Origin of the sequence: Cedecea sp. FDAARGOS_727 (assembly GCF_012273235.1) — a bacterium.
GTDB classification, from domain to species: domain Bacteria; phylum Pseudomonadota; class Gammaproteobacteria; order Enterobacterales; family Enterobacteriaceae; genus Cedecea; species Cedecea davisae.
Genome location: NZ_CP050966.1, coordinates 4,430,517 through 4,443,313, shown reverse-complemented (window position 1 = coordinate 4,443,313; position 12,797 = coordinate 4,430,517). Strand labels below are relative to the sequence as shown.

Here is a 12,797-nt window from a genome sequence, read left to right as displayed (position 1 = left end):
TTACTGCGCCAGCGCTTCGAGCTTATCGCGAAAGCCGGTCACCGAGATGGCGCGATTGTCCGCCCGGTAGCGATCTTTGGCCGCAGGCGCGGAGCTTTGGACCGCAATTAGCTGCCAGCCGTCGTCGGTTTTCAGCAGCAGCGGAGAGCCGCTATCGCCGGGCAGGGTGTCGCACTGGTGCGACAGCACGGACGCCTGCGCCCAGCCGGTGACTAAGCAATTATTATGAGTATACAAATCGTCAAGATGATCCAGCGGATAACCGGACTGGGTCACTTTGCGATCCTGCGCCTTTAACGCCGCGGTCAGGGCGTCTTTGTCACCGGTAAACAGCGGCACCGGCGTAATGCCGGACGGCGGGTTGCGGATGATAATCAGGCCAAAATCGTAAGGCGCGGCGCTGGAAGGCACCAGCCATCCGTCACCGTCGGGCTTAAGGCGGCGGCCCAGGGATTTATCTACCCGGCCTTCGATGTCATGAATTTCATAGCGCCATTGCCCTTTATGGGAAATAAAACGCAGGGCGATAGCTTTGTCGGCCTTACCGCGCGGCGGCTCAAGCAGGCAGTGCCCGGCGGTGAGCGCCAGATGAGGTGAAATTAGCGTGGCGGTACACAGATTGCCGCTGGCGGTTTCCAGCTGGCCGATGGCATCCCACGGCGCATCTTCCTGGTTGGTCACGCGAATACGGTCATCTTTGCCGAAGAACAGCGTTTTAACGTTAGCGGGGCTATCGTCTTCGTCCGCATGGCTCAGTTGAGGTAAAAGGAGTAACGCTCCTAAAAACAACACAACACTTTTGCGCATAGCTCTCTCTGAAGGGGCTAATAATTATGGTTTTTATAGATGCAGTAACTATAGACGGAACGGGCCGAAAGTGGGAGTAGAAACAGCGGGCTACACTAACCCAGCCAGAAGCTCAGGGTGATAATTCCGCAGATTACCAGCAGGGCGAGGATTAACTCGAAACTATAGCGTCGCAACATTATCCGCACTCCAGAAATAAACACCCGGTAAGCCGGGTGTCTGCCTCGGTGTCAAACAGGTAAAAAACGGTACCTGTTTGGGGTAAACCAGAAGACACCCTTCTTTGCGTTTTTTTCTCAGGCGATAAGTACGTTTAAAGCGTCGTACTTTATCTCTAATGAAACACCCGGCAAGCCGGGTGTTTTATGTTAACGCTTTAAGCCACCGGGTTTGCCCCGTTGAACTTATGCAGCTGGCTGTACAGCTGGTTTTGCAGCAGCTTTGTGGTGTTTCTTAACGTGTTTTTTAGCAGCCTGTGCTTTCTGAGCAGCTGGTTTTACTGCTTTTTTGTGGTGTTTTTTAGCAGCCTGAGCTTTCTGTGCAGCAGGTTTTACTGCTTTTTTGTGGTGCTTTTTAGCGGCCTGAGCTTTCTGCTCGGTAGCTGGCTTAGCGGCTTTTTTGTGGTGCTTTTTGGCAGCCTGAGCTTTCTGAGCGGCAGCTTTTTTGTGTTTTTTATGATGAGTTGCTTTTGCAGCAGGTGCTTTAGCAGCAGCAGCAGCAGCGGTGGTTGCTGGAGCAGCAGCCGGAGCGGTAGCAGTAGTGTCAGCAGCGAAAGCAACAGAAGACAGACCCATAGCAGCGGCAACAACCAGAGCTAATACTTTTTTCATTTCGACATCCTCGAATTTGTTTATGTGTCAACCCCACTGCGGGGCCGTTGAAATGAACTATAGGCTGGAGGATGGAAGTGTTCAGTGAGTGATTGGTATCGGCGTGTAACGGAATGTACAACGCCGGGTGCGGGCGACCCGGCGTCAGGGTTTTACAGGTAGCGGGCTTCTAAATGTTTACGGAAATACAACGGGTTAAGATCTTCTCCTGTGGCATTGCTAATCAGCTGCGCGGTGGTGAAGCGGCTGCCGTGCTGCCAGATATTTTGCTTTAACCAGTCAAATAATGCGCTGAAATCACCGCTGGCGATGTCGCTTTCCAGCTGCGGCAGCGCCCGGCTCGCGGCGGCGAACAGCTGCGCGGCGTACATTGCGCCCAGAGTGTAAGAAGGGAAGTAGCCAAATGCCCCGTCCGTCCAGTGAATATCCTGCATGCAGCCGTTACGATAGTTGCCTTCGGTAGACAGGCCCAGCCAGGACTGCATTTTTTCATTCCACAGAGCCGGAATGTCATCGACTTCGATATCACCGTCAATCAGCGCGCGTTCAATTTCGTAGCGCAGTACAACGTGCGCCGGATAGCTGACTTCGTCGGCATCCACGCGTATAAAGCCGCGCTCTACCTGCTGGTTAAGATTGATAAAGTTATTTAGCTCAAACGCGGGCTGCGGGCCAAAGCGCTCGGTGACTTTCGGCAGCAGAAGTTTCAGGAACGGCGCGCTGCGGCCAAGCTGCATTTCAAAGAACAGGCTCTGCGACTCATGAATCGCGGTGGAGCGTGCCAGAGAAACGGGTTGGCCCAGCCATTCGCGCGGCAGGTTCTGCTCGTAGCGCGCGTGGCCGGTTTCGTGGATCACGCCGAACAGCGAACTGAACATCTCTTCTTCGTTGTAGCGGGTGGTGATGCGTACGTCTTCCGGCACGCCGCCGCAGAACGGGTGGGCGCTAACGTCGAGGCGGCCGCCGTTAAAGTCGAAGCCGAGCAGCGCCATTGTGTCGAGACCCAGCTGGCGCTGCGTTTCGGTGGCGAACGGGCCTTGCGGGGCGATAAGAGATTCTTTAGCTTGTTTATCAACTACTTTCTGCAGAAGATCCGGCAGCCAACCGCGCAGGTCTCCAAACAGCACGTCGAGCTTAGCGCTCGTCATGCCCGGCTCGTAGATGTCCAGCAGGGCGTCGTAGCGGGAGATGCCTTTCGCTTCGGCACGCAGTTGCGCTTCTTCGCGGCTCACGCGCACCACTTCTTTCAGGTTAGTGGAAAAACCCTGCCAGTCGTTAGCCGGGCGCTGGGTACGCCAGCCGTGCTCGCAGCGGGTGCCGACCAGCGATTTCTCTTCAACCAGAGCATCCGGCAGCAGCACGGCTTCCTGGTAATGGCGGGTCATCTCACGCAGGTTTGCGCGTTCAACGTCATCGAGATCTTCCTGAGCGGCGGCCTGCAACAGCGTGGCGATTTTCTTGTCGGTCAGGATCTGGTGCTTAAGCACACTGAGTTCAGCGAGGGCTTCACCGCGTGCCTGGCTGCCGTTAGCGGGCATCATGGTTGACATATCCCAGCCTGCAATGGCGTACAGGTGGTCAAAGCGGGACAGACGCTGGAAGGTACGGGTCAGGTGATTATAGTTTTGCTTTTCCATATGGCCTCGTGAACAGGTTGTTAACGCCAAAGAAAATAGCATTAAGCGCATCTGAAAACGAGGCCAGCAGAACCTTACTGCGCGCGGTGATGCAAACGCGTGCCAACCAGCAGGGCGATAAGCAGCAGCGAGCCGATAAATGCGGCCACGCCGTTCCAGCCGAACTGGTGCCAGAACACACCGCCGAGCGTACCGGCGATGCTGGAGCCGAGGTAATAGCTGAACAGATACAGCGAAGAAGCCTGGCCTTTTGCTCGCCGCGCGCGCGGGCCAATCCAACTGCTGGCGACAGAGTGGGCGGCGAAGAACCCGGCGGAGAACAGCAGCATCCCGGCAAAAATCACCAGCAGAGGCGAGAACACGGTGAGCGTCAGGCCGATGAACATTACGGCGGTGAAGGCTATCAGTACCGGGCCACGGCCATATTTCGCGGTCATTGCCCCGGCTTTTGGCGAACTCCATGTCCCGGTGAGGTAGGCCACGGACAGCAGGCCAACCACCGCCTGGCTAAGGAACCACGGCGCTTCCATCAGCCGGTAGCCAATGTAGTTAAACAGCGTGACAAACGCGCCCATCAGCAGGAAGCCTTCGGCGAAAAGCAGCGGCAGGCCCTGGTCGCGCCAGTGCAGGCGGAAATTAATAAACAGCGTTTTGGGCCGCAGGCTGGAGGCGCGGAAATGCTGCGACTGCGGCAAAATTTTCCAGAACATCAGCGCCGAGGCGAGGGCGAAGCAGCCGATAGCGGCCACGGCAACGCGCCAGCTAAAGAAGTCGGTCAGCACGCCGGTTATCAGACGGCCGCTCATTCCGCCGATGGAGTTCCCGCTGATATACAGCCCCATTGAAAACGCCACCACGCTGGGGTGCATCTCTTCGCTGAGGTAAGTCATGCCGACGGCGGCCACGCCGCTAAGCGACAGGCCAATCAGGGCGCGCATCACCAGGATGCCGTGCCAGCTGGTCATCAGAGTGGAAAGCAGGGTGCAGCAGGAGGCGAGCAGCAGCGCGGTGACCATCACCTGCTTGCGGCCAATCGCATCCGAAAGCGGGCCGGTAAACAGCAGGCCGATAGCCAGCATGGCGGTGGATATCGACAGCGAAATACTGCTGCTGGCGGGGCTGACGCCAAATTCTTGCGACAGCACCGGCAAAATCGGCTGCACGCAGTAGAGAAGGGCAAAAGTGGCGAGACCGGCGGAAAATAGCGCCAGGGTGACGCGCATAAACTGGGGAGTGCCTCGTTTAATGTAGCTGACAGACTGAACAGAAGGTCTTTCGCCAGCGGCCTCTGTCGGGGCGGGGCTGACGGTTGTGGTGCGGCTCAAAGGAGATCCTTACAAAGTGCGTTAACTTATTATTTACAGAGTAGAAAAGTGTAAATGTTATGTCTAATATATTAATAATCTCAAATGATATGTTTGGCATATGAATATAGAACTGCGTCACCTACGTTACTTTGTCGCCGTTGCGGAAGAACTGCATTTTGGCCGCGCTGCGGCAAGGCTGCGCATCTCCCAGCCGCCGCTCAGTCAGCAGATCCAGACCCTTGAACAGCAAGTTGGCGCCCGACTGCTGGCGCGAACCAACCGCAGCGTGAATCTGACCGCCGCCGGGCAGCAGTTCCTCAACGATGCACGCCTTATCCTTAGCCAGGTGGACGCAGCAGCAGCACGCGCCGCGCGTTTGCATCAGGGCGAAACCGGCGAGCTGCGCATCGGTTTTACTTCGTCCGCGCCGTTTATCAAAGCCGTCTCGGACAGCCTGTCCGCCTTTCGCCGCCGTTACCCGGATGTGCATATTCAAATGCGGGAAGTGAATACCCGGGAGCAGATTGCTCCGCTTAACGACGGCGAGCTGGAGCTGGGGTTGATGCGCAACACCAAACTGCCGGAGACGCTGGACTGGACGCTGATCCTGCGTGAGCCGCTGCTGGCGATGGTACACCGGGAGCATCCGCTGGCCTGCGCCAGTTCGGTTTCCCTTAAGCAGCTTGCCAAAGAGCCTTTTGTTTTTTTCGACCCGCACGTTGGCACCGGGCTGTACGACGACATAGTCGGCTTGCTGCACCGCAACGATATCGTGCCTTACATTACCCAGGAGGTGGGCGAGGCGATGACGATTATCGGCCTGGTGTCGGCGGGGCTGGGCGTTTCTATTCTCCCCGCGTCGTTCCAGCGCATTCGGCTAAGCGATGTTGTGTGGTTACCCATAGAAGAGCAGGAAGCGCAGTCGGAACTGTGGCTGGTTTGGCCGAAGCATCGGGAACTTTCTGCGGCGGCAAAGCGCATCTCGGCGCTGTTAACCGAGGCCTCATCCGCGCTAAAATAGCCGCAAAATGGCGGGATTATGTGCGGTAAATCACAACCCTAAGTAAATATTTGACTACCCCGCTTCAAGTGTTTAACCATAGCCTAAAAGTTTATTTCGAAGCGCGAAAATAAAGGGAGTACCACGTGGTTGCTGATAGTCAGCCGGGCCATATCGATCAGATTAAACAGACCAATGCCGGTGTTGTTTATCGTTTGATTGATACCCACGGTCCGGTGTCGCGAATCGATCTTTCCCGCCTGGCGCAGCTGGCACCGGCCAGTATCACCAAAATTGTGCGCGAGATGCTTGAAGCTCACCTGGTACAGGAAACCGAAATTCAGGACCCGGGCAGCCGTGGCCGCCCGGCCGTGGGGCTGATGCTGGAAACCGAAGCCTGGCACTATCTTTCATTGCGCCTGAGCCGGGGCGAAATCTCCCTCGGCCTGCGCGACCTCAGCAGCAAGCTGGTGGTTGAAGATACCGTTGCCCTGCCGATAGAAGATCCTCAGCCTCTGCTGGACCGCATCGTTTTTCAGGTCGATCAGTTCTTTATTCGCCACCAGGAAAAGCTGGAGCGCCTAACCGCCATCGCCATTACGCTGCCGGGCATCATTGATACCGTGCGCGGTATTATTCACCGCATGCCGTTTTATGACATCTGCGATATGCCGCTCGGCGAAGCGCTGGAAACCCATACCGGTGTGCCGGTGTTTATCCAGCACGACATCAGCGCCTGGACCATGGCCGAAGGGCTGTTTGGCGCGTCGCAGGGGGCGCGAGACGTCATTCAGGTCGTTATCGACCATAACGTCGGGGCGGGCGTAATAACCGACGGTCGCCTGCTGCACGCGGGCAGCAGCAGCCTGGTCGAAATCGGCCACACTCAAGTTGACCCGTACGGCAAGCGCTGTTATTGCGGCAACCACGGCTGCCTGGAAACCATCGCCAGCGTCGAGAGCGTTCTGGAGCTGGCGCAGCAGCGTATGAGCCAGTCTATGGGGTCGATGCTGCACGGCCAGCCGCTTAGCGTGGAATCCCTGTGTGACGCGGCGATTGGCGGCGATCTGCTGGCAAAAGACATTATTATCGGCGTCGGGCAGAACGTAGGCCGTATTCTGGCCATTATGGTTAACCTGTTTAATCCGCAAAAGATCCTTATCGGTTCGCCGCTTAACCGCGCCGCCGCTATTCTGCACCCGGCGATTACCGACTGCATTCGCCAGCAGGCTTTACCCGCCTACAGCAGCCATACGGTAGTTGAAAGTACCCAGTTTAATAATCGGGGTACGATGGCCGGTGCGGCGCTGGTAAAAGACGCAATGTATAACGGCTCATTATTAATTCGCCTGCTGCAGGGCTGATTCCACGCCCTGATTCACCAAATATTGCGCTATCTCAATCTGGCCGCAGCGCCATTCTTTTAGACTTTCCCGGTTCAATTTTTCTTTTTTGTTTTTATTGCAAGCGTTACCTCCGGGAGAGATTCATGCTTAAGCGTTTCTTTATAACGGGTACCGATACCGCCGTGGGGAAGACGGTGGTTTCAAGAGCCTTGCTGCAGGCGCTGGCCGCCAGCGGTAAAAGCGTTGTCGGCTATAAGCCGGTGGCGAAGGGTAGTAAAGAGACGCCAGAAGGACTGCGCAACAAGGATGCGCTGGTATTACAAAGCGTCTCAACGGTTAAACTGCCCTACGAAGCTATCAATCCTATCGCGCTGAGCGAGGAAGAGAGCAGCATTAGCCACAATAGTCCGGTGAACTACTCTTTGCTCTCCAGCGGCCTGGCGCGCCTGAGCAGCCAGATGGATCATGTTGTGGTTGAAGGCACGGGCGGCTGGCGTAGCCTGATGAACGATCTGCGCCCGCTCTCCGACTGGGTGGTGCAGGAGCAACTGCCGGTGCTGATGGTGGTGGGGATCCAGGAGGGCTGTATCAACCATGCACTGCTTACGGCGCAGGCCATTGCCAACGACGGGCTGCCGTTTATTGGCTGGGTCGCCAACCGCATCAACCCAGGGCTGGCGCACTACGCGGAAATTATCGAAGTGCTGAGCAAGAAACTGCCGGGGCCAATGATTGGCGAGCTGCCGTATCTGCCCCGCGCCGAACAGCGCGACCTCGGGCCGTACATCAACTTACCCCGGCTGCGCAGCGCTCTGTCGGTAGACAGACTGCGGGCGTAGCCAGCGCGACAGCGTAGAGGCTATAACGCAGGTCAGAAGCAGGCCGGGGAGCAGGGTAAACTCTCCGGTCATTTCACAAATCATCAGCGTTGCCATAATGGGCGCATGGGTGGTCGCCGCAAGCAGCGAGGCCATACCCGTCAGCCCCAGCAGAATCGCCACCGGTTCGCCGCCTCCGCTCCACATTCCACAAATTTGACCAAACAGCATGCCCAGCGCTGCGCCGATAAATAGCGTTGGCGTAAACACGCCGCCCGGCGCGCCTGAGCCGCTGCTCGCCATCACCGCCAGTAATTTGCACAGCAGAACTCCGGCAACAAACAGTAGCGCGGGCGGGCTGGAGAGAAATGATTGCACCACGCTGTAGCCGTTACCCCACGCGGTGGGCGTTATCAGCGAAAGCAAGCCGACAATCAGCCCGCCCAGCGCCAACTGCAACGGCGGCGACAGGTGCAGCCCGCGAAACAGCACGCTGCTTTTCATCAGCAGCCACAGCATCAGCGGGCCAACCACGCCTGCCGTTAAGCCCAGCAGCGCCATCAGCCCATACTGGGAAGGCAGAGGCGGCGCGAGAAGGGTGACGATATACAGCGGAGCCTGGCCGCCGTTCAATAAATGGGTCATCAGCAGCGCGCTAACGGCGGCGATAACCACCGGCCCAAGCGAAGCAAGCATCAGCGAGCCAAATAGAATCTCCGCGATAAACAGGCTGCCCGCCAGCGGCGCGTGGTAGGCGCTGGCCATCCCGGCGGCTGCACCGCAGGCCACCCACAGTTTCCACTCTTTGTCTGGCGTAAATCGCTGGGCAAAGAGCGAAGCAAATACGGTAGCCAGCAGGATCATTGCCCCTTCGCGGCCAATGGCGCTGCCGCTGGCGACCACAATAAGCGAAGCGCCGGACTTTACCAGGCTTGAAGGGACGTCGAGCCGCCCGTCGCCGGTTTCGATGGCTTCCATATAATCGGTGGGGGCAGAAGGGCGCTGGCGGGTGGCCCGCTGCCAGCCCCATAACAGCAGTCCCGCGAGCAGGCCGCCAACGGCCGGCGTCATCACGCGTCGCCAGGGTTCAAGCGAAGCCGCAGCCGCGACCAGGCTGCCGCCGTGGTCGCCAAGAAACGCATTCTCAAGCAGATACATTGCCTGGCGAAACAGCCAGACAACCAGCGCGGAGGCAAGGCCAATGAAGACCGCAATCACCAGTCGGCGCAGCATCTCCCTGATGTCGGGGAAAGCATGTAAACGGTGCATAATGGATAACGTAGCGGGGGAATGGCGCTATTGTGGGGCAGAAAGAAGAGAAGCTCAAAAGAAAATGCGCCGCCGCTGGGGCAGCGCATCAGGTTGATTAACTTTGGTGAATATTCAGCACCCGGCGGGTACGGCCCGAGCTGAGATAGTCGGCAATATAATCCTGCGAAATTTCTCCGCTGTAGCGCCCGTCCTCATCGGTAATCGGCATCCAGACCATATTGTGCTCGTAGAGTTTCGACAGCACGATGCGCAGGTTTTCTTCAGCCCGGCCGGTCACGCGGAACGGGTGGAGCAGGTCAGAACAGACTCCCGTTGCGCCGCGCGCTTCGCGGCGCTTAACGAAGCCCAGCGGTTTACCATCGCCGTCTACCACGGTAATAGAGCGCATGTCGTTATCATCCATGGTGGCAAAGGCTTCCGGCAGCGGCGTGGACTCGCGGGCGGTAATGGTCGGCTGCTGGTCGGTTACGTCCCCGGCCTGCACCAGCAGCAGGCGCTTCAGCGTGCGGTCCTGGCCCACGAACGAGCCAACAAAATCATTAGCCGGTTTTGCCAGCAGTTCGTCCGGGCTGGCGCACTGCACGATTTTGCCCTGTCTGAACACCGCGATGCGGTCGCCCAGCTTCAGCGCTTCGTCAATGTCGTGGCTCACCAGCATCACGGTTTTTTTCAGCTGGCGCTGCATGTCGAGAAACTCGTTCTGGATGGTTTCGCGGTTAATCGGGTCGACCGCGCCAAACGGCTCATCCATCAGCAGCACCGGAGGATCTGCCGCCAGGGCGCGAATAACCCCGATGCGCTGCTGCTGCCCGCCGGACATCTCGCGCGGGTAGCGGTTAAGGAAGCGATTCGGATCGAGGGCTACCATGCTCATTAACTCGCTGGCGCGCTCTTTACAGCGGGCTTTATCCCAGCCCAGCATGCGCGGCACCACGGTAATGTTCTCTTCGATGGTCATGTTCGGGAACAGGCCAATCTGCTGGATAACGTAGCCGATATTGCGGCGCAGGGTGACGGTATCCAGATCGTTAGTGTCCTGCCCGTTAATCAAAATTTTGCCGCCGGTTGGCTTAATCAGGCGGTTAATCATCTTCAGCGTGGTGGTTTTGCCGCAGCCGGAAGGGCCAAGCAGGACGCACATTTCCCCCTCGGGTACGTTGAGGCTGACGTTGTCCACGGCGTTAAAAGTCTGGCCGTTTTTTTGCACAAATTGTCTGGTGAGATTTTCAAGTTTTATCATTATTTACTCTCTTTTAAAGACGAATTTAATGGCCGGTTACCACTTGGTAAAATGCATTTGCAGGCGATGCAGCAGCCAGTCAAGCACGATGGCGAGCAGGCAAATCATTACCGCTCCGGCAATCAGCATGCGGATGTCGCTCCCGCTGATGCCGTTCAGCAACAGCAGGCCCAGCCCGCCCGCGCCGATGACGGCGGCAATCGCCATCACGCCGATGTTCATCACCACTGCGGTACGGATACCGCCAAAAATCACCGGCAGCGCCATCGGGATTTCTACCCAGCGTAAACGCTGCCAGAAGGTCATGCCGATGCCGCGACCGGCTTCGCGCAGACCCGGCGGCAGGCTGTCCAGCGCGGTATGGGTGTTGCGAACAATCGGCAGTAGCGAGTAGAGAAAGACGGCCGTAACGGCAGGTACCACGCCAATTCCCTGACCGATCAGCGAAAACAGCGGGATCATCAGGCCGAACAGGGCGATAGACGGAATGGTCAGCACGATAGTGGCGACGCCGAGCACCGGCGTTGCCAGCCATTTATGGCGCACAATCAGAATACCGAGCGGGACGCCAATCACGATGGCCAGCCCGACGGCGATAAGCACCAGCCACAGGTGATGCAGAGTCAGGGAGCCAATATAGCCCGCGTTATCAATCATATAATGCAGAGTTTCCACGATACCTCCTCAGAGCAAGCCTTTCTGCTGCAGGAATTCACGCGCTACCTGCTGCGGGGTTTCATGGTCGATATCAACTTTGGCGTTCAGGGTTGTTATCACGTCGTTATTCAGCAGGGACGAAAGAGTATCGAGCGCTTCCTCAAGGCCGGGATTCGCATCCAGCACATCTTTACGCACCACCGGCGTGACAGCGTAACTTGGGAAGAAACCTTTATCGTCCACCAGCGCCTTCAGGTCGAAGCCTTTCATGCGCCCGTCGGTGGTGTAAATCAGGCCGGCGTCCATCTGGCGGATCTGCGGGCGGTCCAGCGGCATGTTATACACCTGCTGGAGCGGCTTCAGGCCGTCGCTGCGCCCGGCAAATTCCAGATCCAGGCCGAGCATCCAGTTATGTTTCGGGTCGGTCTGGCGAAAATGCTCCACCCGTTCCACCAGCTGAGACATCGTGCTAATGCCTTCTTTCTCAGCGCGTTCACGCTTCATGGCAAAGGCGTAGGTGTTGTTCATTTCCGCAGGCTTGAGCCAGACGAGGCCAAGTTTGGCATCCAGCTTTTTAACCGTGTTATACGACTCTTCCGGCGACATTCTTTTGTTGATGTGGTTGAAGATAATCAAAGAAGTCCCGGTGTATTCCCATGTCATATCAATCTGTTTATTGATCATCGCGTTGCGGGAAATAACCGTGGCGATATTGGTTTGCGGCGTAACCTGGAACCCTTTTTTTGCCAGATACTGCGTGGTCATGGCAGAGAGAATATGTTGCTCGGTAAAGCTCTTGGTCGCCAGCACCAGCGGGGCAGCCTGCGCCTGGGCGGTAAGAAGTGCCGTGGCGGTAAGAGCCGCCGTCAGCAGTCGGGAAAGCATCTTCATGAACGCTCCTTATTGTTGTTATTAAGCGGCGTGGGGGCTGAGCACCCGGCCAAGGCCCGCGAGAGCAAGATCCAGTATCAGCGCAAACAGCGCGGTAGCCACCGCCCCGAGGATCAGCGTCGGGAAGTCGTTAAGGTAAATACCCGGGAAAATCAGTTCGCCGTAGCTGCTGGCACCGATAAGAAACGCCAGCGGGGCCGTGCCTACGTTGATGGCGGTGGCGATGCGCACCCCGGAGAGCATAACCGGCAGCGCGTTGGGGATTTCAACCTGGCGCAGACGCTGTAATTTTGTCATGCCAATGCCGTTAGCCGCCTCGATAAGCGAAGGCGGCACGCTGCACAGCCCGGCGTAGGTATTACGCACAATGGGCAGCAGGGAAGCGAGGAACAGAGCAATAATCGCCGGTTTATCGCCGATACCGATGACCACCATTGCCAGAGCCAGCACCGCCAGCGGCGGCAGCGTATTGCCGATATTAAATATCTGCATCACGTATTCCGCCCAGCGGCGGGCGGCAGGGCGACTGAGTAAAATCCCGCTGGGAATACCAACCAGCAGCGCCAGCGCCATAGAGCTAAACACCAGAATTAAGTGCTGCTGCCCGAGGTAAACCAGGTCCACCTGACGGGCTTTTATTGTTTCAGGCCCGATACCCCAGACCAGCAGGCCGAGCACTACAACGAGCGCAAGGAGGCCGAGAAGGAACCTTGTTAAGAAGGATGCGTTTTGCATTGCAGTGTGTCTCCCTGTTGCACGCGTTATTGCCGCCGGAAGGACGGCCTGTTGTTATGCCTTGTGTCGGCAGGGTGTCTGGAGCTATAGCAACGCAGCGGGAAGGATTCCAGTTTAGCGGACCATTAAGTGGCTAATGGTTTAGGGGATAAAGTATTGCGCAGGCCTTATGGCTGTTGGGCTGGGAGGGGAAAGTAAAGATTTGTCTTAAAAATGTTAATGCGACGTGACGTTGTCACATATCAATTATCGCCGAC

Annotated in this window: 12 protein-coding genes; 3 read left to right on the top strand and 9 right to left on the bottom strand. The window is 57.2% G+C overall.

Translation table 11 applies throughout. The annotated features are described in order from the left end of the window. The 4 genes from FOC35_RS20815 to FOC35_RS20800 all read right to left on the bottom strand — a co-directional run bounded on the left by FOC35_RS20815 (window position 1) and on the right by FOC35_RS20800 (window position 4,599). Window positions 1-807 (bottom strand): serine protease, encoded by an 807-nt coding sequence (locus FOC35_RS20815; protein ID WP_016536282.1) that lies wholly within the window; start codon window positions 805-807, stop codon window positions 1-3. 404 nt (window positions 808-1,211) lie between these two features. After that, window positions 1,212-1,637: an acid resistance repetitive basic protein Asr gene (gene asr / locus FOC35_RS20810; RefSeq protein ID WP_172570075.1), complete on the bottom strand. Its 426-nt coding sequence runs from the start codon at window positions 1,635-1,637 to the stop codon at window positions 1,212-1,214. A 152-nt stretch (window positions 1,638-1,789) separates the two neighbouring features. Next, on the bottom strand, window positions 1,790-3,274 hold the full coding sequence (locus FOC35_RS20805) for a carboxypeptidase M32 (RefSeq protein WP_172570074.1): 1,485 nt from the start codon (window positions 3,272-3,274) through the stop codon (window positions 1,790-1,792). A gap of 74 nt (window positions 3,275-3,348) precedes the next feature. Then, window positions 3,349-4,599, bottom strand: a complete 1,251-nt coding sequence (locus FOC35_RS20800) for an MFS transporter (RefSeq protein WP_172570073.1) — start codon at window positions 4,597-4,599, stop codon at window positions 3,349-3,351. Window positions 4,600-4,699: 100 nt separating this feature from the next. Between FOC35_RS20800 and FOC35_RS20795 the strand changes: the two genes are divergently transcribed. The 3 genes from FOC35_RS20795 to bioD all read left to right on the top strand — a co-directional run bounded on the left by FOC35_RS20795 (window position 4,700) and on the right by bioD (window position 7,766). Then, a complete protein-coding gene (locus tag FOC35_RS20795) occupies window positions 4,700-5,602 on the top strand; it encodes a LysR family transcriptional regulator (RefSeq protein ID WP_016536287.1) in 903 nt (300 codons plus the stop codon). 125 nt (window positions 5,603-5,727) lie between these two features. Continuing rightward, window positions 5,728-6,945, top strand: coding sequence for a sugar metabolism global transcriptional regulator Mlc (gene mlc / locus FOC35_RS20790; RefSeq protein WP_016536288.1), 1,218 nt, complete (start codon window positions 5,728-5,730; stop codon window positions 6,943-6,945). Window positions 6,946-7,070: 125 nt separating this feature from the next. Further along, window positions 7,071-7,766 (top strand): dethiobiotin synthase, encoded by a 696-nt coding sequence (gene bioD, locus FOC35_RS20785; RefSeq protein WP_016536289.1) that lies wholly within the window; start codon window positions 7,071-7,073, stop codon window positions 7,764-7,766. On the opposite strand, the gene clcB is transcribed toward bioD, so the two are convergent. From clcB to osmY, 5 genes are all read right to left on the bottom strand, one after another. Then, the gene (gene clcB, locus FOC35_RS20780; protein WP_172570072.1) at window positions 7,719-9,014 is read right to left on the bottom strand and encodes a voltage-gated ClC-type chloride channel ClcB; all 1,296 of its coding nucleotides are present in this window, start codon (window positions 9,012-9,014) and stop codon (window positions 7,719-7,721) included. The genes bioD and clcB overlap by 48 nt on opposite strands. Before the next feature lie 97 nt (window positions 9,015-9,111). Then, entirely contained in the window at window positions 9,112-10,257 is a 1,146-nt protein-coding gene (gene osmV, locus FOC35_RS20775; RefSeq protein ID WP_172570071.1) for an osmoprotectant ABC transporter ATP-binding protein OsmV, read from the bottom strand. Window positions 10,258-10,293: 36 nt separating this feature from the next. Then, a complete protein-coding gene (gene osmW, locus FOC35_RS20770; protein ID WP_039898198.1) occupies window positions 10,294-10,932 on the bottom strand; it encodes an osmoprotectant ABC transporter permease OsmW in 639 nt (212 codons plus the stop codon). A 9-nt stretch (window positions 10,933-10,941) separates the two neighbouring features. Then, a complete protein-coding gene (locus tag FOC35_RS20765; protein WP_172570070.1) occupies window positions 10,942-11,805 on the bottom strand; it encodes a glycine betaine ABC transporter substrate-binding protein in 864 nt (287 codons plus the stop codon). A gap of 21 nt (window positions 11,806-11,826) precedes the next feature. Further along, the gene (gene osmY, locus FOC35_RS20760; RefSeq protein ID WP_016536295.1) at window positions 11,827-12,540 is read right to left on the bottom strand and encodes an osmoprotectant ABC transporter permease OsmY; all 714 of its coding nucleotides are present in this window, start codon (window positions 12,538-12,540) and stop codon (window positions 11,827-11,829) included. Between the last annotated feature and the right edge of the window lie 257 nt (window positions 12,541-12,797).